Raw genomic sequence first — 22705 nt, forward strand, 5'->3', positions numbered from 1 at the left:
CGAATGGAAGTGACTACTCGGCTGCGACCAGCATGCTGCTCAGGGCAACCGGCCGGGCCGTGATGCGGGCCCCGTCGCGCAAATCCTGAATGCCTTCGCACACCACCTGCTCGCCGGCTTTGAGACCCGACTTGACCACGTAAAAGGCATCCAGGCGGGCCTGGGGCTCGAAGTTTTTCTGGTGTACCACGCCCTGCGTATCGACCACGTACACGTAGTTTTTGTCCTGCTGCTCAAACACGGCCTTCTGCGGTACCAGCAGGGCATCAGACACGGCATTGCCCAAGCGTACTTTGCCGGTAGCCCCATGTTTGAGCAGCTGTCGGGGGTTGGCAAAACGGGCCCGGAAGGCAATGGAGCCGGTGGAGGCCTGGAACTGCCCGTCCACGCTTTCAATCGTACCCGGCGGCGAGTAGAGCGAACCATCGGCCAGCAGCAGGCGCACCGCACTGGCCCCGACTACGTCCTGGGCCCGGGTTTTGACATACTCCAGGTACTCGGCCTCCGACACGTTGAAGTAGGCAAACAAGTCCCGTGTGTCCGAGACGGTCGTCAGCAGGGTACCATCCGCAATCAGACTGCCTACCTTGAGCGGCTCGCGGTTAACAATGCCGTCAAAGGGTGCCCGAATCAGCGTGTAGGAAAGCTGCAGTGCGGCATTAGCAGCGGCCGAGCGGGCCTCCTCAATACTGGAATGGGCGGCGCTGAGCTTGGCTTCGGCTACGTCCAGCTCGGTTTTGGTGATGATGTTTTTCTCCGTGAGCATGCGCACCCGGTCAAGCTCCAGGCTGGCTACCCGGGCCTGGGCCTGGGCATTACTAAGCATGGCGCGGGCGCGGGCCAGACGGGTCTTGTACTCGGCATCATTGATGCGAAACAGGGCCTGTCCCTTCTTCACGGCCTGTCCCTCATCCACGTAAATCTGTTCCAGAAAGCCGGGCACCCGGGCCCGGATTTCCACGTTGCGCACAGCCTGAATGTCGGCTACGTAGTCGTGGGTGAGTACCGTGTCGCGGGCCGCCAGACGGGTTACCGGGAGGGAGGGAATGGTTTCAGCATCCCCCCCCGTATCGGCCTGCGACTGGGTGCCACAGCTGCCTAACCCAAGGGCCAACAGCGGAATAGCTAAAGTAAAGTTTCGGGCGAAATGGCGTAGTAGCATGGAGCAAAAGGCGCTAAGTAGATGACGCACGGTGAGCTCCAAAAGTGGTCTTCCGACATTAGGACCACATTACAGGGGAATTAAAAATCATTAAATGGATGTATCCGCTACGCCGCTGAGCGTTTGTTGCGTGAGCAGCTATGCTAGTTAAAGGGTAAGGCCGATGGCACAAAGGCGGTACGGCAGGCATCTTCGGCCCGACGGCAAGCCTCCGTGCAGCTGCGACACTGCTCGTGACTGAATTGGCAACACTCATCTGCGCAGACCCGGCAGAGTTCGGCACATTCCCGCAGGATGTGCGCCGTGTGCTCTGCTTGGCGCATGACAAAGGCCGCTGCCAGGCGGCACAGGTCAGCGCAGTCCCGGCTAAGCTGTACGCTGCGCAGTTGCAGCAACGACTCTGCGTGCACCATTCCAGCGGCTGCCTGGCACTCACACGCGGCAATACAAGCATTAAGAGCATCTAAGACATGTTGTTGGCGGGGCAGCATAGCCATTTAGGTAAGGAGGTGTGGGGAGAGTAGTAGACAGAAAGAGCACAGAGCACTACGAGGAAAGCGTACTGCGTAATAAATTACGTGAGGCCACGGCGACCATCCCAAGGCATAGGGAAGGAAGCAGCCGTAAGCCCCTTCTTTTATGTGGCGACAACCCACCCACTGCCTGCCGCTGCAACGGCCTTTCGCAGTGGATGAGCGGCGCCACACCTGTCCATTAGCAGCTGGCGGACCGCCAGCGCTTTGCCAGCTTAGTGTCCGGATTGTGCACGAAGTATCGCAGCCGACATTAGCAGTAGATTACCGCCGAATTAAAAAACATTAAAGCTGGTCGGAGCTAGCAGAGTTCATAATACGCGCCAGCGAGTCAGGCCGCGTCGCATAACCCCGCTGGCACTTGGCCAGCTCACTGCGCACCTGGGCTAGCTCCATCTCCGTTACGGTGACGGGTAGCCCGGCTTCGAGTTCGTAATTCATAGACTGATCCGTCTGCTGCTTTAAAAAGAAGAAGTTGAGCAGCATTGATAGTACCAGGGCGCCCAGCAAGAGGCCGAGCAGCAGGCGATTTCGGTTTTCCCGTTCCATGGCGTGGTGCGTGAAGTACCCACAAAAGAGCGCCGCCAACATTAAAACGGCATGAATGCAGGATTATTAATAATTAAGCCGGCCCTACCGGTAGAAGTACAAGTGCCGTCGTGCCAATTCCCTCCGTTGAGTCCAGGGTAATAGTCCCGCCGTGCAGCTGTACAATTTTGCGGGTCAGGGCAAGGCCAATGCCATACCCAGGGCGGTCACGCCCGTTCGCGGCCCGATACAAGGGCTCGAACACATGTGAAAGAGCATCTGTAGCAATGCCGATTCCTTCATCTTTTACTGTGAGCTGCAGATGCGTAACGGACCGATAGCCCAATGCAACCCGCACCGATGTGGCGGAGTATTTACACGCATTATCCAGTAGGTTCACCAGCGCTGTGGAAAGCAGATGCGCATTACCGGCTACGACAAACAAGTCTTCGATGTCCTCCGGCATGTCTCCATACTCCAGGTGCAGATTCTGGGTTGGATAGGTAGCCGCCACCGTCTGCATGGCCCGTGCCAGGCACTCATCCAGGCGCACTGGCTCCCGGCAAAAGGCCGCCTCATCCGTTTTGGCCAGAGCTAATAAGCCATTGGTCAGCGCAATCACCTTTTTAAGTTCTTCCACGGCCGACGCTTGGCTGCGCTTGGCTTCGGCTAAGTCCTGATCATAGGCCAGGGACGTTTCCAGCGTACCCAACAGGGTAGCCAGGGGGGTGCGTAGCTCATGGGAGGCATGGGAAAGAAAGCTTTTCTGCATTTCGAATGCCTGCTCCACCCGCGTCAGCATCTGATTGAAGGTAATGGCTAAGTGCGCAATTTCATCGGTGCCGTTGCCCTCGTCGACCCGGGTGCCCAGCCGACTGGCCGTAATATTTTCTACTTGCGTGACCACCCGGGCAATGGGGCGCAATGATTGGTCGGCGAAGTACCACCCAGCCAGCACAATCAGTACCAGGCCGCCGATATTGCCGACCAGCAGGATCAAGCGCAGCTTTTGCAGCTGCTGAAACCCATAGTCATCCCGACCCGCGGCAAACAGGCGATAGGGTTGCCCTTTAAATTCCTGGTAGATGCCGACGGCCTCCAGCGACCCATCCCGAAAGCGGATGGGGCCTCCAGTCTGCACCCGGGCCAACTGGGCGGAGTTCGACTTCTGGCTGAGCGTATCGGCGCTGGTATACAGCAACCGGTCCCCGGGGCCATAGATACTAACGCGCTCCTCGGGAATGGTTACCAAGTCACGCCGCCGAAACGGGCGCACATTCTCCAGGGTCGGAGACTGCCGCAGCACCAACCGGGCCGTCATCACGGCTTTGCCGGCCAGGCGGTCCGCAAAGCGCTGCTGGCGGGAGGTGGCGTAGAAATAATAGATAAAGCCGGACAGGGAGAGCTGAATAACGAGCACCAACAGGGTAAAGCGCAGGATCAGCTTGTTGCGAATCAGCATAGCCGCTAGCCTTCGCGCAGCACGTAGCCCATGCCGACCACCGTGTGAATCAGCTTGATGTCATAGCCCTTGTCCAGCTTTTTGCGCAAGTGGCTCACGTACACGTCAATCACGTTCGTGTTCGTATCGAAATTCAGCTCCCAGACCCGCTCGGCAATATCCACCCGGGTGATGATTTTGCCCCGGTTCAGCAGCAAATACTCCAGCAGCGAATACTCCTTCGTGGTCAGATCAATGCGCTGCCCGGCCCGGACCACACTTTTTCGGTCCAGATCCAGTTCCAGATCTGCCAGGCGCAGTACGCGCTGCCCGGCCGCGGACTCTCCGTAGCGCCGGGTCAGCACCCGGGTCCGCATCAGGAGCTCTTTAAACTCAAAGGGTTTGGCCAGGTAATCATCGGTGCCCGCCTCAAAGCCCATCACCTTGTCATCTAAGCTATCCAGCGCCGTGAGTAGAAGCACGGGTTGGTGGGGGGCCTGTTGTTTGAGTAGGCGGCACAGCTCAAAGCCATTGATGTGGGGCAGGTTGACATCCAGGATAACCAGGTCATAGACCTGCTTTTGGGCCAGTGACAGTCCCATGCGGCCATCGTAGGCAACTTCGAGCTCATAGCCTTCATTCTCAAAGCCCTTTTTGACAAAGGATGCCAGCTTGGGCTCGTCTTCAACCAAGAGTAATTTCATGCGGCGCGCGTTATTTCCGCCGGATCCAGCACCCGCGGTGCATACCCATACGGATTTGCGGGCCAGCGGCCGGCCCGTAAGGTGACCCACAACCCGACGGCGATCAGGGGAAGGCTCAGCAGCTGGCCCATATTCAACGGCATGCCCTGTTCAAAGGCTGATTGGTTTTCCTTCAAAAACTCGATTCCGAAGCGAAAACTAAACAATAGCACCACGAATAAGCCAAACAGCAGGCCCCGTGGCGTATACAGGCGGTAGTGCCGCCACAGACTATACAGCAGCCCCAGCAGCAGCAAGCAAAACAGGGCTTCATAAATCTGGGTAGGATGCCGGGGCACTTGGCCTAGCTGTGGATCGCGCACAAAGCGAAAAGCCCAGGGCACCTGGGTCGGGTGGCCTACAATTTCGGAGTTCATCAGGTTGCCCAGCCGGATACACATACCTCCTATGGCCACCACAATGACAATACGGTCCAATAGCCAGAGATAATCGAACTGGTTGCGGCGGCTGAATACCCAGACGGCCAGCAGAATTCCGAGGGTCGCGCCGTGACTGGCCAAGCCTCCTTCCCATATCTGCAGGATCTCCACCGGATGGGCCAGATAATAGCTAGGGTCATAAAAAAGGCAATGTCCCAACCGGGCGCCAAGCACTGTACCTACGACCATATACCCCGTTAAGCTGTCTACCCAGTTTACGTCAACCTTTTCCGTTCGGAAGATGTGCCGCAACAGCCAGGCTCCCAACGCAAAGCCGCTGGCAAACAGAAGTCCGTACCAGCGTAGCGTAAGCGGGCCTAGCTTAGCAATAACGGGAGAGACATCCCAGATCAGATAAGCAAGCATGGCTTGGTGGGGGCAGATGGGAAAAGAACGGACAAGTGGTGGCAACTGGAATAAAAAGCCGGTAAAGGGAACGCCATTCGCCAGTACTCCTTGCCAAAGCATGTGCTGCTCTACTCGTGGCGTAATACGGAGAGCCTATAAACGGCTCTTTTGAAAAAGCATACCCAGCCGGAAAGAAAGCCCTTCTGCTCGTAGTATCACCCTCATAAATAGGCAGATACGCGAACCAAAAAGGGGTTGCGGGAAAGGGCATCCGCCTGGTGCCTACAGGGCAGTCCGTAAGTGGTCTGATCGTGGACCTGGTAGCGTTGCCCAGTGCTAATTGTATCGCCACACCGAGCAACGCCTTTAGGGAACCGTGGGTGTGACCACGGCTGATGCTGCTACACCTACAATGGACCTGAACTTCCATGAAGGCGTCAACAACATGGTAGCAAAGCACCTGCTTGGACATTACGATAACATGAACGCCACATTAAAAGACATTAAAAGCTTTTGATGAAGCCTGAGCTTACCTCACCTTTAGATGCTCGAGCAAGCCGGAAGGGATCATAGCAGCCTTGCGTACGAGTCACCACCATTAGCTATTATTATGTCTGCTCGGGAAATACAGCAGCCCTTTGAACCAACGTGCACCCAGGGCAGGTCCCGCGTTCTGTTCCTGCTGCAGGGCGAGTTGACTACTGTGTCAAGTCCCCCTGCACGGCGCGGTCCACAGTCCATAACACAGCTGGCCCGGGTAGTACGCCACACGGCTCCTGGTATCGCGGTAGCCAGCCGTCGTGGCCTGATCTTACTGGGCGCTGGCGTACTGAGCCTGCCAGGGTACAGCCAGAATGACACGCCCACCCTATCCCAGCCCTTAGTACCGACGGCTCCGCCCATTGTGCTGACGCTAACGGGTGGCCTGGGGTCTCCCTATGGGTATGGGCTGGACCTGGGCTACAGCCTGACGAAGCAGTTGGAAACTACTGTTGGGATGGGGTATGATGTAAGTGGCTGGAAGGTTGGAGCCGGGGCGCGCTACTTTCTGTTTAGTTCTCCGGAACAGAAAATAGCCTCATTCATCGGCACTAACTTAGCTTACTCGGGTGGCCGAGAGGACGTACTTGTACAGTCAGAAGCAGCCCACGGTAATAGCATTAAAGAGACGGCTCACATTCGTATCCACTCCTGCTTGGTGGGTAGGGTACGAGTTGGAGCCCGCTGGCAACCTAGCCGGCGATGTAGCATTCTCACAGCCCTAGGCCATGGCCTGACCTTCGGAAAGGACCCTATTCAATACATAAGCTCGGCCGTACCCTCTGCAAACCTGCAGCAGGTAGCCAAAAGCCGGAGCCCCGGCAGTGTAGAACTATCCATCGCTGTCTCCGTCCGGCTTGGCCCTTAATCACTTTGCTTCGAACGCAAGCTAGCTACGCAGCATCTAAGAATAGAAAGCGAAGGCCTTTCGCAAAACGGATGCGCTTCGGTTCTTTTTAATTTCTTCTTTTCGCTTAGCGGCACACCGCCTGATAGAGCAACCCTAGTTACCCCATGACTGCGACTACTTCCACTACCTCATCGACCCATTTGACGCGTCCTACATCTTTGGAAGAGAGGCGCAAGCAGCTTGCCGTCTCCATTGCCGCTTATATAGCTACCCAGCAAGCATTCGAACAAGTCCGACAAGCTTTCTATCAACAAAAGCAACTACCGATTGCAAGTGAGCAATTAGCTATACTTATTCCGATTAGGGAAAAAGACAGTTCTGCTAACAAGAATTGAATAGCGGTAGTACTTGCTCTATCCGCTCATGCCAAGTGAGTTGGCAGAATGGTGGCAAGAAATAGTCCCCGTTCAGGATCACTGGCCCGCCGGCAAGGCAGGGTGTAGTGGCCAGCGCTGGAACATGCTCCATCCTTGTGGCAGTTGAGCAACTTTTTGTTTCTTGTTAGCAGGAGAAGAAAAGCAGGTCTATTCGCTCACCAACGCGGGCAGGTTGACGGCTGCTTTTGGGGCCACGATGACGCGGTCAAAGGCCGGGCCGGAGGGGTGCAGGTCACCAAAGGCAACGCGCTGCACCGGGCCCAAGGCCTGGCCCATGGCGTTGCCTTTGGCATCGGTATGCACAGTAGTTAGGGCGTAACTGCGGGCGTAGGGTGCCTGGGTTGAACTGGTCAGGTAAATATCATAGTCCGTATTCGGAGAAAGCGCACGCAGGGTAAACGTGGCCAGATCCACCAAGCCTTCCGAGCGCACATTCATGGTACCTGCGGCAGGACCGGTCGTGGGCGGCCTCAGGTTTCGCACCAGCGTGGGTGTGTCGAGCAATTGCTGACTGAGGTTGGCCGTGCTGGTCACGCCCGAGGGCACCGCATTGGGCACGTATAGCAAGGCCATGGGCGCCTGACCAACTTTTATTTTGCCCAGCACCTGGTTGGTAGTCGTGCTCACAGCTACTGCCGAGTCGCCGTTTTCCAGGCCCACGTACACCCGGCTGCCATCGCCCGCAGGCCAGATGCCGTGCGGGTTGGCCCCCACGGGGATGGTTGCGAGCTGCTTAAAGCCTGGCTCGCGGCTATACACCTTTACCACGTCTTCGCCGCCCACGGTTACGTAGGCAACCTTACCGGTGGGCAAGTCCACCGTCGTGACGTGGTTAGTGATGGGCCCGGTCGAAAGCACCCCGCTGATGGTGAGCGTCTTGGTGTCGAGAACGGAGACCTTGCCCACATCCTTATGCGTAAACCAGATTTGCTGCCCATTCTTGGTCGGAAAGATGTTAGGCGAGAACGGGCTTGCCACCGGAATGCGCTTGATGATTGTATAGGTAGCCACATCAATCACCGCCAGTTCAGGCGAGAAGCTGGAGCACACAAAGGCGCGCTTGCCATCGGGACTGAAGGCCACCTGGCCAGGCCCGTTGGCCACCGGAATCCGGCGAATTTCGCGCAGGGTAGTCACGTCAATCACCGATACATAGTCCTCGCCGCGCACCGTCACCCACACCTGTTTGCCGTTGGGCCGGAAAGTGGGCTCGTGCGGGGCCCGGCCCACGTACACGCTGCCCTTGATCGTATTCGTAGCCGTTTCCAGAAAGGTGACGTTATTGGAGCCCACCGATACGACGGCCAGCAGCTTGTGGTCAGGCGAGGCGCCTAGGCCGTGCACCAGGGCCTGCCCCCGGTAGAGAGCTGACAGTACATCGGGCTGGGGCTTGCCCAGAATCACCTGGCCTAACAGCTTGTTATCGGCCGGGTCGATGACGGCAACGGTATTCGAAATCTGGTCGGCGGTATACACCCGGTCGCGGTGGCTTACGGCTTGGGCGTGGCTGGATAGGGCACTGCTGAGCAGTATCCCAGCAAGGAAGTATTTCATCACAAGAAGGGTTTAGTGGTGCGAATGAGCCGGCGAGGCCGGCACCGCGCTGGTCGTAGGCACCGGGTGCTCGCGCAGCCAGGCCTGCATCTGCTGAATTTCGACCTGCTGCTCGGCGATGATGCTCTGCGCCAAGCGGCGCAACGCGGGGTCCTTGCCGTAGAGCAGCTGGAGGCGGGCCATGTCTACCGCACCCTGGTGGTGGGGCACCATCATGGCCGCAAAGCTGGCATCGATGTCGGTGGGACTGGCCCCATCCATGCGGCGCATGCCCTCGTCCATTACGACCATTACTGAGTCCATGCCGCGCTGGAAAGCGAGCACTGGGCTACCCGGCGCCGCAACGGCTTGCATTGACTTGCCCGCCGTCGTGGCATGGCTCATGGCAGCCATCTGGTGCTGGTGCTGGTGCTGAGCTTGAGCGGCCGGCGTGGCCCCGAGCAGCAGGCCCGCAAGGAGGAGTTTGTTTCGCATGATTGTCTGGCAGCCAACGGCTTGTTAGTTGACAATCAAACATACGAGGAGCGATACACCCCTGCCAGTCCCTGCCGCCCAGCTGGCCTTATCCGGCCCTGAGTTGGCTTTTTCGGCCGCCGGGAGCTAGGCGAAACGTTTCAGAAACTGCTGGATAACCGCGTTGTAGCTGCGCGAAGAGGTAACGTGCTGCCCATTCGCCATGCGAAACAGGTACTCGCCGTGGGCCCACGCCTTAAACTCCACAATGTGGTTGGTATTAATGATGTACGAACGGTGGATGCGCAGAAAGTGGGCCGGGTCCAAGCGCTCGGCTAGCTGTCCCAGCGCGGCCCGTACCGGGTGGGCCGCGCGAGCCGTGTGCAGCAATATGCCACTGCCCGTAGCTTCGAGGTAAAATACGTCGGTTGCGGGCACGAAGAACTGCCGCTCGGGTAGCTTTACCACAAACCGGTCCTGGTACTCGGCCGGTGGGGTAGGGGCAGTGCTGGGTGGCAGGGGCCAGGCGCGGAGCAAGGCGGCTACGTCGGCGGCTAGTGCCGGGTGGCTGTGCTGCTGGGCGAGTTGCTGTTGCACCCGGCGCACACACTCCGCAAACCGGTCGGGGTCGATTGGCTTGAGAAGGTAGTCTACCGCGTGCAGGGCAAAGGCCGCCACGGCGTATTGGTCGTAGGCCGTCACGAATACCACCAGCGGTAGCGGCTGCCCCGTGGCCCGCAAGCGTTGCAGCACCTGCACCCCATCCAGATCGGGCATCTGCACGTCCAGAAAGACTACGTCGTAGGCCCCAGTTTGCAGGGCCGCCAGGGCTTCCGTGCCGTTCTGACACTCGCCCGTGATGGTCATCTGCGGGAAGTCCGCCAGAAGCTCCCGCACCAGGCCCCGGGCCAGGGGCTCGTCGTCTACCAGCAGGGTGCGGATGCTTGTACTCATGCAGTTAGGGGGGATGAGTCAGTGAGGGTAGCTGTTTGGAAAGGCAGCGACAAGAGCAGGCAGTAGCCCTGCTCAGGGGCTGTTTCCACGTGCAGCGTGTAGTCAGCGCCGTAGCGGGTAGCCAGGCGGCTTTCGAGGTTGCGCAGCCCGATGCCCCGTATGGCAGTATCAGTGGCGCCCCGGCCGTTGTCCTGCACCTGCACAATGAGCCGATTGGCCTGCTGGCGGGCGCTAATGGCTAACTCGCCTACCCCGGCTTGGGGAGCCAGACCGTGACGCACAGCGTTTTCCACCACCGGCTGCAACAGCAGGGCGGGCAGCAGGGCCGCCTCCGTGCCGGGAGCAATGTGGTAGGCTACGGTTAGGCGGTCAGGAAAGCGGGTCTGCTCAATTTCGAGGTAGAGCCGCGTCAGGTGCAGCTCCTGGGCCAGGGTTACTTCCTGGGTGTCGCTACCCTCGAGTACGAGGCGTAAGAACTGGCTGAGCTGGGCCAGCATGCGTCGGGCCGCCTTCACGTCGGTCCCCATCAGGGCCGACACGGCATTGAGGGAGTTAAACAGAAAATGGGGCTGCAGCTGCATTTTCAGGGCTTGTAGCTGGGCCTGCACGAGCTGGGTTTCCAGCTGGGCCGCCTGCACCTGGCCCTGACGGAAACGCTCGCGGTACTGTACGGCGTAGGCCATACCGAGCAGCATCCAGTAAATGGGCACCCAGGTATTGGCGTTCACGATCACCGTAGCCAGCGAGAAATTTCCTGGTAAGACCCCGAAAACGGTCATGATCCCGGCGTAGGCCAGGCGGTACGCCAGCGTCAGCCCGTAGCTGGCGGCCGCGTGCATGAGCAAGCTGGGCAGACGGCGGTGGCGCTCCGTCAAATCGAAGCGGGTGGCCAGGGCAAAGACGACCGGCGTCAGCAAGCCCCAGAGCAGGCCGTGCAGCAGCCGACCGACCAGAGTTTCTCCCCAATGCGTGGGCGTGCCCGCCGACAGGTTCTGGGCAAACATCAGCAGCACCATAAACCCGCTGAAGAGCAGCCAAGCCAGGGCAATAACTGGTCCGGGCACGAGTGGGCCTGGGGTCGATGAAGTTACGTTGGGCCGCTGTGGAGGCATAGCGCCAAAGGTAGGGTAAGTCCTGACGCGAGAGTAAGCCTACCTGCGGATCGGCCTTTTCTGCGACGTAGTTGGCCTTTATTGGCGCTGGCTAAAGGCTATACTCCACTTTTTGGTTGGTAAGCGGGACCGCTCACCCTTGTTTAGCTTTCGGACCGTTTTGCTGAATAGAAGCCTGCCTTCACGGTAATGATGGCTCGGCTGCCTTCCTCGTTGCAGAGTCAATCTTCTTTCGTGCAATTCCAAAAAACATGTTCCAGCGCTCTCCTGACTTTCTACCCAGATTTAAGTTGATTTTTTCCTAGACTTATCCTGATAGGTATGAAAAGCCGCCCTTGGTGCATCAAGCGAAAGGCCCGGCTCACTAGGAAGAGTCTTTTAATTGGGCTTTAGTCCACGCCAAAAGCGCGCAACAAGGCCTGAATATGACGCTCGTTCACATCTGGGGCCACGGGCCGGCTCGGCTCGATGGTTACCACCGGCTCAATGGCCGGAAAAGCGACCTGCCCAAAGCCCATCGTCCAGTCGGCGAAGCGCCGCTCCGGCTCGGGTCCTTCGCCAATCGTCACAATCTGGTGATGCCGTTTATCTTGTTGAATACGCGCGTAGAGTTCGCGCACGGCCTGCTCGGGCCCTTCCAGGACCTGCACAAAATAGCCCTCACTGTAGAGCAGCAGCCCCGTGATGTGATGCTGCGCGTTGTAGTCCTGACTCCAGGCGAGCAACTGCTGTAACTGCGCTTCTGCCATAAGAGCGGTTGCTTGGCTGCGGTAGAGCAGTTGATAGATGCTCGTATCGAGTAGGTGCAGTACCTGTTCGAGCGTCAACAGGCCCTGCTGGTATTGCGCTAATAAATACCGTTCGTAGCGGCGCGGGGCTAGTGGGGTATTGGCCGTCATAGCTACTGCCCAGGCCACGGCCCGCTGGCGTTGGGCTTGATTATACTCCGAGGATAATGGCATAAGCAGACTCAGTTGCTCACTATAACTACTATACGTAGCTCTGGGTAGGATAGAAGTACGGATTCAGTAGCAGTTAGTACGGATTCACGCTAGCCCGGTGCCCACACAGCTAGGGCTTTTCCGTACTCCAACCTTCTGTTGAGTAGCGCTTGATTCAGATATTTCCTCCTTTTGCTGTACAACTCGGACAAGGGGCGGTAGGGAGGAAAAACGTTGCTGAACGGGTCGGAAACGGTTCAGTAAACTTGTTCAGCAATCAAAGTACAGGAAAGGGTATTCTTAAGATGAGAAGCCTGAACTCAGCTGTATGAGGAAAAGGACCTATTAGTATCTCCAAACTAAAGGCATGGCCCATGAGCTTTTGATAGATGCGAGTCGCTAAAAATAGGTTGACCATAGCTCTATGGATTTACCCCAAAATTTGATAGCATTGTAGAATGCCTACATAGTGATGTGAGCAGTTAACCCTACTTTATGCTCCGCTTAGTACGGCCATTGGCTGTCTTCGATTTAGAAACTACGGGAACAGATACCGTCAATGATCGAATCGTTGAAATATCTATCCTGAAGATATTTGCTGACGGTACCCGTGAAACCAAAACCCGACGGTTGAACCCGGGGCGTCCTATTCCGGCCGCGGCCACGGCTGTGCATGGCATCAGCGACGCGGATGTGGCTGCGGAGCCCACCTTTAAGCAGATAGCGAAGGGCTTACTGGTTTACTTGTCTGGATGCGACTTATGCACCTTCAATGGTAAGCGGTTTGATGTTCCTTTGCTTGCGGAAGAATTTGCGCTGGTAGGATTAGACTTTCCTTCCTGGGATACATCCGTCATTGACGTTTCTGACATTTACCGCATCCTAAACCCGCGTACCCTTGCCGCTGCGGTGACGCAATATCTAGGTCGTGAACACACGCAGGCTCATACCGCCGAGGCAGATACGGCGGCGACATTTGACCTACTCGAAGCGTTAGCCCATGGGCCCTTGGCCCATTTTTTACAAACTAGTGACCAAGTGTGCGCCGATGAGCTGTTCTGCCCCAGTGGCCTAAGCGACTTCGGTGACGGGGTACACCATGGCCGCTCGCGCGCCATCCACATCGATCCGGCGGCCAAAATGATCCGCAACGCAGAAGGCATCATCGTCTGGAACTTCGGTAAACACTTCGGCCAGCCAGTGACTCAGTCAGATCCGGGCTATATCACTTGGATCATGGGCAAGGACTTTGCCCAAACCACGAAGCTGACGGTGCGCAAAGTCTTGGACCGCCTCTTAGTGTAGCGGCACACTCGCGCGCTACGCATTTGATTACCCCTCAGTGGGCCACTGCCTCCGCACAGGTGCTTCCTGTATACTTATTTCTGCACTATCCTTTTTTCCTTTTGTCTGATGAGTACGTACCCCACTCCGCTGGACCTGCACGGCCAGCCGCTGCAACTCTTTAACCGCGCTAATAACACGGCCAAAGCCGTAGACCAACTTGTGGGCATCTGCACGGGCATCTTGGCCGACGGCGAGGTCAGTGAGCGCGAAGCCATTTTCTTTGCCGAGTGGGTGCGCAAGCACGCGGCCGACACACCGGTCTGGCCACTGACCGCTGTACTGAGCCGGGTAGAGCGCATCTTCGAAGACGGTGTCTGTGACGCTGAGGAGCGAGCGGAGCTGCAAGAAGTGATGGAAACGCTGTGCGGCTTTACGCAAGCGCCCACTCCCCAGGCGGAGACGTTGTCGACTGCCTTGCCGCTGTGTGTACCGCAACCCCACCCGCTGGTGTTCAGCGACAAGCAAGTGGTAGTAACCGGCAAATTTGCCTACGGGGCACGCACGGCTGTGTTTGAAGCCATTGATGCGCTGGGCGGGCAGCCCACCGATTCGTCTCCCACTCGCGCTACCGATTACCTGGTTATCGGCGTATTTGCCAGCCGCGATTGGATCAATACCAGCCACGGGCGCAAAATTGAAAAGGCTGTGCAGTTGCGTGACAAGGGCACTGGCATTCGTATTCTCTCCGAAGATCACTGGCGCCAGTTTGTCAAATAGCAATGCTGTAGCTGAGCACCCACCGGCATAGAACGCCTAACCCTTGAGTTACCCCACTCTTCTATATGAAAAAAATTCTACTTACGTTCTTATGCGGCTTCACAATGCAAGTGAGTTTTGGGCAGCAATTGCTTGACGTCGCGGATCTGACGCTCAGATTGAAAGCTGGCGAAGAGAAAGACTTGTACTATTCGTTTGACGCCAGTGACCAAGTTGTCTATAGCTTTCAAGAAATTGATCGTAAGCCACTGAAAACCATTTCTATTGTGGAAGAGGCTTCGGGAAGCGTGAAGTACGAGGACTACGAGGTGACCCAGGTACATGCCAAAACCATCCCCGTTTACAAACGAGGTGTCTACAAATTCCATTTCGTCAATGCCTCACTGCTGAAGGGCAAGGTGTGCAAAATCCGCATCCAGCGACAGCTGGCACCTGGCAGCCGGCCTGACTTCAATACCTCCGTGCGGTGGGTGGAGCAGGCCGATACGACCTACAACGTGTGCACTAAGAAAGTCATCACCGGCTACCGGGAGTACGAGGTGCCGAAAACCCGGCGGGTATTAGCCCGGGTTGATACTACGATAATGCCCGTCTTAAACCGGGTTGAGTGGGTGCACTCTCAGATGAACCTCGACCACCCAAACTACTCGTTGATCAACTTTAGCTTGCCGGTGAACGTGGCGGAGCCCAACCAGTTGTTACCGTACCGTACGACAGAAGTAGTGTCCTGGGCCTACAGCCTTGGGGTAGGGGACTCCGGAAAAGCCTGGTATAAAGACGCTAACAAGAAGGCTACCGTCAAAGGCGCCGTAAAAGCAGGCGTAGCCGCAGGGCTGGCGACGGGTGGAACCGGCGCGCTAGCCATCTTAGCCATTGAGGGAGTATCGCTGTTTAGCAATCCGCCAAGTGGGGACAACTGCCTGTTCTCGGTTTTGTTTAGCCGCAACGGGCAAAACTACGCACTCACCACCGTGGCGGGGAATAGCGTTGCCGCGTCTGGCCAAGTGACATCCTTGAAGCAAGGTACTCTAACGCTGAAGCTCGAAAACGACAACACCATTGACGCCATCAACGTGGACGTGAACATCGTAGCCTGTGTGGTTACCAAGACATATAAGGACGAGACGTATTCGGTGAAGAAGAGTGAGCCCATCGAAGAGATGAAAACGATCAAAGAACCCAAGATTGCCATGCGCAAGGTGCCTATGCTGATGGACTAAGCTGAAACGCCTCTTACGCCATCACTAAGACTGTTTTGTTAAGAAAAGCAAGGGTGCCTTCCACATCGAAGTACCTCTCTTTCACAACAGCAGCTTGCAAAAAGAGCGGTAGGGCTGCGCCCCACTTTGCAAAATCTAGCAAGGCCGGGTTGGTAGTTAATTCATCCTCTATATGAAAGTCGATGTCCTCGGCAAACAAGCGCAGCTGCTCTATCAAGTCACGCAGCAGCGCCGGCGTGAGCGTAAACGCAAAGCTACTGGTCTCCTCGTCGGCCGTGTAGCCCACCTCCAACCGTTGCAGGAGGAACTCCAAGGTGCGGTTGACCTTGGTGCCAGCGAAGGTGTAGAACGTGACAGTCGCGTCTTTGACGAGCACTGGCCGGGCATGTATAGGTTCGGGCGGCAAGGCAAAGCAGGCGAACTCCTGCCGCAAGGTGCGTAATGCTTCCTGGCTGGTTGAGTCCATTTCTGCGTGCTGGCTACTGCTGACCAGCAGCTGCAACATGCGTTCGCGAATGCAGACATGCACTACCCCGCCGCCACCGAAGAATTTGGGCCGTTTGCCGTCGTTAGCCGGGGCCACCTCAATACGTTTCGCTGACATGTCCACGTACAGGATCTTCCAAATGCGGGCCGCCAGCAGCATGTTTTCGCCTTCCTGCACCTGCGGCGAAAATGGAATCTCGCCCACAGTTTTCCCAGCGTGCACCACCTTGAACGCTGGCTCGGTTCGGAACACGCTGTAGAAGTCGCGAGAGTTCACGACGAACTCGCCCTCCACGCCGATGATCAACTCCCCCGGCAGGGCTTCCAGCCAGTCGCGGCGCAGCAGTTCGTCGAGTATTGCCTCCGTGTGTTCAACTGGGATATCAGCAAAGGCCATGTTAGCTTGCAGCAGCTGCACCAACACTGCGCGGGAACAGCCCGAGCGTTCTTTGGTGATGGACAGGGCTTGGTGTAGTAGCAAGTCGTACGGCAACCGGGCAGTGCGCAAGGGTTCCACGAACCCTTCCCGGTAGAGCTGCCAGCAGGCCAGCGACTGCAGCAGGCTCCAGGGGTTCGTGGCGTACAGCACGAGTTGGCTCTGCTCGTCGTTGCGGCGGCCGCTGCGGCCCACGCGCTGGATTAACGAAGCGATGGAATGGGCCGCGTTGATCTGCACGGCTTGCTCCACTGAGCCGATGTCAATGCCTAGTTCCAGTGTAGAGGTGCAGGCGATGCAAAATGGCTGCCGCTGGTTGTATTTGGCAAAGTGCTCCACGTACTCGCGCACTTCCTTGTCCACGGAGGAATGGTGCGAGAAATAGTGGGTATGCCCGCCGACTCGGTCAGCAATCTGGCGCAGCTTCACGGCAATGACTTCCGCCAGGCCGCGACTGTTGGGAAAGATCAGGACTTTGCTGGCCGCGGTTTGCTTGTAAAGGTCTTTAAGCAAAGCAAACGGCAGCTCCCCTCCGGTTTCTTCGTCGGAGAAGTACCGGAAGTGGGCCGCTATTTCCTTGCCGGCGCGGTCCAGCAGCACTTTTGTGCGACTCGGTTCCCCGGTAAAGCGCTTGGCTTCGGCATAGTCGCCGATGGTGGCCGATAAGCCCACCATGGAAAATGAACGTGTATTCACCCCACGCAGGCGGGCGAGCAACGATTGCAGGTGCATGCCCCGGTCTGTGCCCAGAAAGGAGTGAATCTCGTCAATGACCACGTAGTGTAAACCCGCAAACAGCGCCTTGACGTGGTAGGGCGCGTTGACGAACATGGCTTCCAGTGACTCGGGCGTAATGAGCACGATGCCTTCGGGCTGCTGAACCAGATGCTTCTTGTCGGTGCGGCTGGCTTCGCCATGCCACTTGGTGACCTTGACGTCCAGGTACCGGCACAGCTGTTCGACGCGCTGGAACTGGTCGTTGATCAGGGCGATGAGCGGGGAGATGTAGAGCACCTGCACACCAGGCTGCCGGAAGTTCACCTTCGAGAGGATGGGCAAAAAGGCGGCCTCCGTTTTACCGGAGGCCGTGCGCGAAGCTAGGATGTAATGATCGTCCGTAGCCATAATGTGCTGGATGGCTGCCGCCTGGATGGGGCGCAACGACTCCCAGCGCTGGTCACGAACAAAGCGGCGGACGGGCTCCGCCAGCAATTCAAAGCTCATCGGAATCAGAGGATTTCGATGCTGTCCACCAACGCATCAACGGCCGACTCGTTCGGGCGCTCGTCGCGGATCTGGATGTCGCCGAAAAGTTGCTGCTTGTCCAGGCCGGGGTTCTGGCGCAGCAGGCTCAGGATGTTAAGGAAGTCGCGGATGACTTCGCGCGGGGTCAGAAACTCGCTGGCGCCGGGCTTATTGAACATCTCCTCCATGAAGGCTTGGATGTCAGTGTCGGAGACCGGTACCTGCGTTTTGTAGTTGAAGTCGAAGATGGCCCGTAGCTTCTGCAGCAACACGAACACTTCGTTGTGTGTGAGTGGCCGCAGCCGAATGACGGGCTGGGCAAAGTCGCGCACGCCGGCGGTTTCAAACTTATTTGTTTCCAGGCGCGACTTCAGGGCCTGGTAGCTGAATAGGCCGCGACGTTCATTTTCCAGCACGTCACGGGTACCGGCGAAGTTGAGGAAGAGGTGGTTGATTTTGCCCTGGAAGCAGTCATTGTAGATGGTCAGAATCTTCTCGTAGTTTTTCTCCCGCATGGCGGCGGTGGAGATTTTGTAGAGGTTGATGGCCTCATCGAGGTTGATCATGAACCCGCTGTAGCCCATGCTCACGAACAACCGGCAAAAGTTCTTCAGCATGTCGTAGTAGTTCAGGTCGTGGATGATTTCGCGCACCCCCAGATCCTGCCGGGCCTCCGTCTTGGTGCGGTACTCGCCCTTGAGCCACTTGAGCGCGTTGCGGCGCAGCTGTTCGTCGCCGGTCACGTAGCCCTCGTAGTACTTGAGGACGACCATCCCAAAGTCAAAGCCGCCCACGTCCGTCAACTCCTGGATAGTCTGCATGATGGCCGTCTGGATGAGCGGCAGGTGCGTAGGCTGCCGGATATCGGTCAGTGAAATGCCGTGGGTTTGCGCGGTTTTGGCGATGACCTGCTCGATCCACTTCTCCAGCAGCGTGGCCAGCGCCCCGCCTTCCGGTTTGGTTTGGATGGCGATGTTGTCCATGATGGCCGCGTAGAGGGCCACAGCTTTGCCGTCGTTGGCGTAGAGCCGGTTGTCGGGCGTAAAGTCGGCGTTGGCCACCACAAACTTCTGCTTGAGCGCCACTGTGTTGAGCAGGTGCAGCATGAAAGACTTGCCTGCCCCAAAGTCGCCGATCCAGAACTTGACTAGGCTGTGTCCATTTTTTACGTCCTCCAGCGCGTGCACGAAGGCCTCGACCTCGGGGGAGCGGCCCACGGTGATGTGTTGCACGCCCAGCTTGGGCACCACGCCGCCGAGCAGCGAGTTGACAATGGCCGTGGCTTCTTTTGGCTTGAGGTTCTCTAGCATGGAGCAGTCAGTTGCTGGTAGTAGGAATCGTAAATGGTGTAGGCATCGCCGTCCTCTTCGATCAGCACGTCGTCTAAGCGCTCGTAGCACAGTTCGTTGATGCTGTCGATGAGTTGGTTGCGTAGGGCACCGTGTTGGCGCGCGAAGGCTTCGACCTCGGCCTGGGGCACCGTCAGATTCTGCTGGGCAAACAAGGTGAGCAGCAATTGCTGGGAAGCCGACAAGCCCAACTCAGCCGGAAAATCACCCGCAGCCGCTGCAGTCAACGGTGAGCTGACCACCAGCTGCACTTCCTCCAATTCGGGAGTGGGAGACGAAGGGGCCTGCGCAGCAACTGGTCCGTCGCTGAGTATTGGCTCCGGTTCGTCCTGCAGGTATTCGCTGAGCAGTTCGACGGTGCCAGCGTGTTGGTGTTGCACGTGCTGAATAGCTCCCAGGTCCAACTCAATGCGCTTACGCTGCTTCGCGTAGACGCCTGGTACCTGTGCCAGTGCTTCTTCCAGGTTATTGGTCGCGACCAGTTGCTGAATTACCGCCTCAAAGCGCTGCAAGTGTTCCGGTTGGGAAAACAAGCTCTTTTGGATAGTCTTGGCCAGTTGCTTGTTGTTTACCGTGGCCGAGTGCAGGTCGTGGTAAACATAGTGTACGTAGAGTCGCAAAGCCTCTTCCCGGTCGTATTTCGCGAGGTGTTTGGATGCTTCGTAATAGATATTTTCGACGGCTGGGTTGCGCGCGTTGCGCCGACCGAGCTCGTACACGCCGTGGACAAAGGCGGAGGCGGACATAGGCGACAGGCTGGCGGCAAGCAACTCGAACTGCCCTTTCCAGCGCGTGGTGTTTTGCAGGTTTAGAGCAATGTCCATTGCCTCATCCGTTGCCTCAATCGAGCTGACCAATGTCGGGAGGATGCGTGCCATAGGCTGCCCCAATTGCTCTTCTATCTGTTGGCCAAGCGCCCCCTCTAGGCCCGAGAACTCGGCGGCTAACTTCCGTTTGTTGGCGTATACTTCGCGTACGGCGTTTTCGCACCGACGAAACAGGGTGGAATACACGATGGCCTCGGTTTGCTCACGTTGGTACTGTTCGTCGTATTTGCTCCACGTATAGCCAGCAGTCCGCACCGCAGCTTTGCGGAGCCGAATGCTTTCGCCCTGGCACCAAGTGACTACCTGTTCTAAGGAGGATTGCTGAGCGCGCAACTCCTGCTCCAACTGGGCAAGAACCCGCACATACAGTCGGGCGGTGGCTATGCAGCAGCCTTCGATAGCCAAAAAGACATTGCTTGGGTTCCAGAACTTGTTGAGCCAATCTTCCTCTTGCTTGCTGAGCTGGAGCTTCTTGCGATACTGCTTGCCCAGCCGTGGCAATTCGTATCCGTAGTCGGGCAACGTATACGACGACGTCTCACCAGGATGCTGTGGAGGCAGCGTTGTTGGTGTGGAATGCTCAATGCGTAGGCCTACTTGAAGACTCGTAACATCAACAATGGATTCATCGGTTGTGCGAGATGGGTCCACAGGTTTGATTGGGATGGCCACCGGTTGGGCCTGCGGTGGTCTTGGGCTGCTGGGTCGAGCTGAATGATTGGCAGCAGGGGCAGCTTGCAATGCCACCGTGGGTGCTGGCGTTGCTGGTGACGATTGGGCTAATGTAAAACCCGGCGTATTCGGGGCCAAAGGTGTCGCAAGAGCAATTTTACGCTTTTTAGAGCCTACAAACCAGGTAGCTATTAAGGCAACGGGCCAGAGTAAGAAAGCGAATAAGGCCCAGCCCAGGACAGAGCGGTTTCGTTGTTTGGCGCGAACGGCACAGAGAAGGATAATACCTGAAAAGAATAATAGACCAATCCAGCTACTGGAATTCATGATAGCTACAGCGTAATGTAGAACGAACCACAATCTAAGCAGGAGTCACCTACTTACCTATAGGAATGTTGTAGCATTTTCTGCGGCGGTGGTGCTAGTCGAGCCAAAGCTTGCACCAGCAACGGCTCAAACGTTCCGGCAGCATTTACCTAGGTTGATTAAAAGCGAGCCAATGGCCAACTAGCAGTTATCGTCTTCGCCACATTGGCCCTCGCGCGGGCTGCGGCGGGAGTTTGTAATGAAGATCAGTGGGCACTGGAATTGGAACAGTTTCAAATGCTATGTTAATAGCACGGCTGAGGCTTTGAGCCGTAAGGTTCATCCCGTATACAGAGGAGCAATCTAAAAATTGGCATACTATGACACCAGTAAAGCCCGACACGGAAGACGCTGATTTATATCGATATTGTACATCTAAGGAGAATATTTCCTCCCTATCTGAACTGTGCAAGCATTGCCCGATACCTACGCGTATACAAAGCGGACTGCCAAGGATATGGGCAGAGATTGCAATACAGCGCCAAGGGAATACAAGAGATGGGTTTAGGAAATACTGTAAGGAAGCACTTGATAACCACATCAAAAAGGCTGCTCAGTATGCTAATGATTTAGCGAATCCTTTCAAGATGCAGAGCCTAAACGTCGGACAATGTCTAGAAATAAAATTCTGGAACTTATCGCTTTGCGAACTATACAAGTCTGAAATGGAGAAGTTATATCCTGCTGCTTTAGGTGCCCCGCCTATAACTATTGAACTCTTGCCTGACGATGTAGCGCACAGCCACGCTTATTTCACAGAATTACTGAGTGTTTGCGCGAAGCTGCCACCCCATGACGTAGCCTATACACTTCGCAATGCTTTTGAGCAATATCGCTCAAGAGGATTTTATGCCTGGGCTTCCTTTGTGGAGAGGCTTCCCACGTATATCAGTCAACACCTCAGCGCTGATGTACAAAAGATGCTGGAACGCCCTGGTGGTTTACTATCTTCATTTCGAGCCAAGCTGAGGATAGCCGAACTCCAACCCGAAAACTGGCCTTTCTGGGGACTGGACGAGCGCCTAAGGATACTACGACGTCAGCAAGACGTGAAGGAGCGGCTCGAGTTGGCACAACAGGAAGGACGGGTGATCAATATCACAGAACATACGGATACTTTAGCCCGCATTGATCGCATTCTGGCCGCACTTGATGCCGCTGGTGCTGCCGGCATCATCGTAGTAAATGCTAGTGAACTCAACTCCCTATCGTCATCATCACGAACAGAACAGCAGGAATCCTCTGTAGATAGTCCTTTGTTGACCCCAGCCGCTTTGCATAGCCTTTACCTAAAAGCATTGGAGCACCCCTCCTTGGTAGAGGAGCTTTCTCCTTATCAAAAGTCGGAGTTACGAGTCTATGCTGAGCAAGAAAAGATGAATGGTGTCAGGTTAGCTGTCGATTTGATGGAAGGGAATCCAAGCCATGCATATCCTAGTGAATACCAGAATGGACGAGAAGCGGAGTATTGGATGGATAAGATTGCAAGTTACCGTGACAGCTTGCAAGTTCTGCAATTGCTAAACTCATTTGGTGCTAAGTCTTCATGCGTCGGCTTAGCGCCGCCCTTAGCATCATATCATCTTTTTGAACCGCTGTTGCTAAACTATACAGTAGACCAACTCCGCGAATTATTGCAAAAATTGGGGTTGGTGGCGATAGATGGCCGTGCCATGCCAGCAGCTACACCTGGTGCGTGGGTAGGCGTTATTCACGGTCTGCTTGATGCTAAGCCGCCACGGCTGCGGAACAACAAGGCTGCTATCCAACGCGCCTTCCGTGAGCACTTTGGTGCCGTAGTAGGAGAGCGGGCGGTACAAGTTGGTGTTGGTAAGCGTGGGAGTGAGGCTGAGCAGTTCCGCGACCGAACGCTGGAGCTGCTGCCCGCTGCAGATTAGTGCGGAGTAATGCGGATTTATGCGGCCGCAAGGTTCCGCATCGTTTGCACCCGCTCTTTGTGGCAACACAGCCGGCATACATCCCTGGCTGTATTTCACGAATGCA

General features: G+C 56.5%; 19 protein-coding genes. 5 read left to right on the top strand and 14 right to left on the bottom strand.

The genetic code is table 11. The annotated features are described in order from the left end of the window. Positions 1 to 13: 13 nt before the first annotated feature. The 6 genes from LGH74_RS22190 to lgt form a co-directional block, all read right to left on the bottom strand. Positions 14 to 1114, bottom strand: coding sequence for an efflux RND transporter periplasmic adaptor subunit (locus LGH74_RS22190; RefSeq protein ID WP_226179888.1), 1101 nt, complete (start codon positions 1112 to 1114; stop codon positions 14 to 16). Between the two features lie 191 nt (positions 1115 to 1305). Continuing rightward, entirely contained in the window at positions 1306 to 1659 is a 354-nt protein-coding gene (locus LGH74_RS25275) for a four-helix bundle copper-binding protein (protein ID WP_489146039.1), read from the bottom strand. 321 nt (positions 1660 to 1980) lie between these two features. Beyond that, a complete protein-coding gene (locus LGH74_RS22195) occupies positions 1981 to 2136 on the bottom strand; it encodes a hypothetical protein (RefSeq protein ID WP_226179890.1) in 156 nt (51 codons plus the stop codon). Positions 2137 to 2317: 181 nt separating this feature from the next. Beyond that, complete coding sequence (locus LGH74_RS22200) at positions 2318 to 3685, bottom strand: HAMP domain-containing sensor histidine kinase (RefSeq protein WP_226179892.1); 1368 nt, start codon at positions 3683 to 3685, stop codon at positions 2318 to 2320. Between the two features lie 5 nt (positions 3686 to 3690). After that, the gene (locus tag LGH74_RS22205; RefSeq protein WP_226179894.1) at positions 3691 to 4368 is read right to left on the bottom strand and encodes a response regulator; all 678 of its coding nucleotides are present in this window, start codon (positions 4366 to 4368) and stop codon (positions 3691 to 3693) included. Beyond that, entirely contained in the window at positions 4365 to 5213 is an 849-nt protein-coding gene (gene lgt, locus LGH74_RS22210; RefSeq protein WP_226179896.1) for a prolipoprotein diacylglyceryl transferase, read from the bottom strand. Before lgt ends, LGH74_RS22205 begins: the two co-directional genes overlap by 4 nt. A gap of 1536 nt (positions 5214 to 6749) precedes the next feature. Here lgt and LGH74_RS22215 point away from each other — a divergent pair. Further along, entirely contained in the window at positions 6750 to 6980 is a 231-nt protein-coding gene (locus tag LGH74_RS22215; RefSeq protein ID WP_226179898.1) for a hypothetical protein, read from the top strand. Between the two features lie 189 nt (positions 6981 to 7169). On the opposite strand, the gene LGH74_RS22220 is transcribed toward LGH74_RS22215, so the two are convergent. The 5 genes from LGH74_RS22220 to LGH74_RS22240 form a co-directional block, all read right to left on the bottom strand. Further along, positions 7170 to 8576 carry a YncE family protein gene (locus LGH74_RS22220; RefSeq protein WP_226179900.1) on the bottom strand — a complete coding sequence of 469 codons (1407 nt, stop codon included), beginning with the start codon at positions 8574 to 8576 and terminating at the stop codon, positions 7170 to 7172. Between the two features lie 12 nt (positions 8577 to 8588). Continuing rightward, positions 8589 to 9050, bottom strand: a complete 462-nt coding sequence (copM, locus tag LGH74_RS22225) for a CopM family metallochaperone (protein WP_226179902.1) — start codon at positions 9048 to 9050, stop codon at positions 8589 to 8591. Positions 9051 to 9176: 126 nt separating this feature from the next. Further along, the gene (locus tag LGH74_RS22230; RefSeq protein WP_226179904.1) at positions 9177 to 9983 is read right to left on the bottom strand and encodes a LytR/AlgR family response regulator transcription factor; all 807 of its coding nucleotides are present in this window, start codon (positions 9981 to 9983) and stop codon (positions 9177 to 9179) included. After that, positions 9980 to 11095 (bottom strand): sensor histidine kinase, encoded by a 1116-nt coding sequence (locus LGH74_RS22235; RefSeq protein WP_226179906.1) that lies wholly within the window; start codon positions 11093 to 11095, stop codon positions 9980 to 9982. The genes LGH74_RS22230 and LGH74_RS22235 overlap by 4 nt, the downstream gene beginning before the upstream one ends. Positions 11096 to 11484: 389 nt before the next feature. Then, on the bottom strand, positions 11485 to 12057 hold the full coding sequence (locus tag LGH74_RS22240; RefSeq protein WP_226179908.1) for a BLUF domain-containing protein: 573 nt from the start codon (positions 12055 to 12057) through the stop codon (positions 11485 to 11487). 474 nt (positions 12058 to 12531) lie between these two features. Here LGH74_RS22240 and LGH74_RS22245 point away from each other — a divergent pair, with 474 nt between their 5' ends. From LGH74_RS22245 to LGH74_RS22255, 3 genes are all read left to right on the top strand, one after another. Continuing rightward, positions 12532 to 13341, top strand: a complete 810-nt coding sequence (locus tag LGH74_RS22245; RefSeq protein ID WP_226179910.1) for a 3'-5' exonuclease — start codon at positions 12532 to 12534, stop codon at positions 13339 to 13341. A 108-nt stretch (positions 13342 to 13449) separates the two neighbouring features. Next, the gene (locus LGH74_RS22250; RefSeq protein ID WP_226179912.1) at positions 13450 to 14100 is read left to right on the top strand and encodes a BRCT domain-containing protein; all 651 of its coding nucleotides are present in this window, start codon (positions 13450 to 13452) and stop codon (positions 14098 to 14100) included. 65 nt (positions 14101 to 14165) lie between these two features. Then, a complete protein-coding gene (locus LGH74_RS22255) occupies positions 14166 to 15320 on the top strand; it encodes a DUF637 domain-containing protein (RefSeq protein ID WP_226179914.1) in 1155 nt (384 codons plus the stop codon). Between the two features lie 13 nt (positions 15321 to 15333). Here the strand turns inward: LGH74_RS22255 and LGH74_RS22260 are convergent, their stop codons facing one another. Genes LGH74_RS22260 through LGH74_RS25160 form a run of 3 tightly spaced genes read right to left on the bottom strand, consistent with a single transcriptional unit; the run spans position 15334 to position 20314 of the window. Next, positions 15334 to 17466, bottom strand: a complete 2133-nt coding sequence (locus LGH74_RS22260) for a DEAD/DEAH box helicase (RefSeq protein ID WP_226179916.1) — start codon at positions 17464 to 17466, stop codon at positions 15334 to 15336. Between the two features lie 5 nt (positions 17467 to 17471). Further along, a complete protein-coding gene (locus tag LGH74_RS22265) occupies positions 17472 to 18797 on the bottom strand; it encodes an ATP-binding protein (protein ID WP_226179918.1) in 1326 nt (441 codons plus the stop codon). After that, complete coding sequence (locus LGH74_RS25160) at positions 18791 to 20314, bottom strand: tellurite resistance TerB C-terminal domain-containing protein (protein WP_226179920.1); 1524 nt, start codon at positions 20312 to 20314, stop codon at positions 18791 to 18793. The genes LGH74_RS22265 and LGH74_RS25160 overlap by 7 nt, the downstream gene beginning before the upstream one ends. A 707-nt stretch (positions 20315 to 21021) precedes the next feature. Between LGH74_RS25160 and LGH74_RS22275 the strand changes: the two genes are divergently transcribed. Beyond that, the gene (locus LGH74_RS22275) at positions 21022 to 22599 is read left to right on the top strand and encodes a hypothetical protein (protein ID WP_226179922.1); all 1578 of its coding nucleotides are present in this window, start codon (positions 21022 to 21024) and stop codon (positions 22597 to 22599) included. The last annotated feature ends 106 nt before the right edge of the window (positions 22600 to 22705 follow it).

Origin of the sequence: Hymenobacter lucidus (assembly GCF_020447265.1) — a bacterium.
Classification (GTDB): domain Bacteria; phylum Bacteroidota; class Bacteroidia; order Cytophagales; family Hymenobacteraceae; genus Hymenobacter; species Hymenobacter lucidus.

Bases quoted from the DNA above. Each gene is read 5' to 3' on its own strand.
- lgt (WP_226179896.1), bottom strand. From the start codon at position 5,213: ATGCTTGCTTATCTGATCTGGGATGTCTCTCCCGTTATTGCTAAGCTA.
- LGH74_RS22250 (WP_226179912.1), top strand. From the start codon at position 13,450: ATGAGTACGTACCCCACTCCGCTGGACCTGCACGGCCAGCCGCTGCAA.
- LGH74_RS22220 (WP_226179900.1), bottom strand. From the start codon at position 8,576: ATGAAATACTTCCTTGCTGGGATACTGCTCAGCAGTGCCCTATCCAGC.
- LGH74_RS25275 (WP_489146039.1), bottom strand. From the start codon at position 1,659: ATGGCTATGCTGCCCCGCCAACAACATGTCTTAGATGCTCTTAATGCT.
- LGH74_RS22235 (WP_226179906.1), bottom strand. From the start codon at position 11,095: ATGCCTCCACAGCGGCCCAACGTAACTTCATCGACCCCAGGCCCACTC.
- LGH74_RS22240 (WP_226179908.1), bottom strand. From the start codon at position 12,057: ATGCCATTATCCTCGGAGTATAATCAAGCCCAACGCCAGCGGGCCGTG.
- LGH74_RS22265 (WP_226179918.1), bottom strand. From the start codon at position 18,797: ATGCTAGAGAACCTCAAGCCAAAAGAAGCCACGGCCATTGTCAACTCG.
- LGH74_RS22200 (WP_226179892.1), bottom strand. From the start codon at position 3,685: ATGCTGATTCGCAACAAGCTGATCCTGCGCTTTACCCTGTTGGTGCTC.
- LGH74_RS22195 (WP_226179890.1), bottom strand. From the start codon at position 2,136: ATGAATTACGAACTCGAAGCCGGGCTACCCGTCACCGTAACGGAGATG.
- LGH74_RS22205 (WP_226179894.1), bottom strand. From the start codon at position 4,368: ATGAAATTACTCTTGGTTGAAGACGAGCCCAAGCTGGCATCCTTTGTC.
- LGH74_RS22245 (WP_226179910.1), top strand. From the start codon at position 12,532: ATGCTCCGCTTAGTACGGCCATTGGCTGTCTTCGATTTAGAAACTACG.
- LGH74_RS22255 (WP_226179914.1), top strand. From the start codon at position 14,166: ATGAAAAAAATTCTACTTACGTTCTTATGCGGCTTCACAATGCAAGTG.
- LGH74_RS22215 (WP_226179898.1), top strand. From the start codon at position 6,750: ATGACTGCGACTACTTCCACTACCTCATCGACCCATTTGACGCGTCCT.
- LGH74_RS22260 (WP_226179916.1), bottom strand. From the start codon at position 17,466: ATGAGCTTTGAATTGCTGGCGGAGCCCGTCCGCCGCTTTGTTCGTGAC.
- LGH74_RS22230 (WP_226179904.1), bottom strand. From the start codon at position 9,983: ATGAGTACAAGCATCCGCACCCTGCTGGTAGACGACGAGCCCCTGGCC.
- copM (WP_226179902.1), bottom strand. From the start codon at position 9,050: ATGCGAAACAAACTCCTCCTTGCGGGCCTGCTGCTCGGGGCCACGCCG.
- LGH74_RS22275 (WP_226179922.1), top strand. From the start codon at position 21,022: ATGACACCAGTAAAGCCCGACACGGAAGACGCTGATTTATATCGATAT.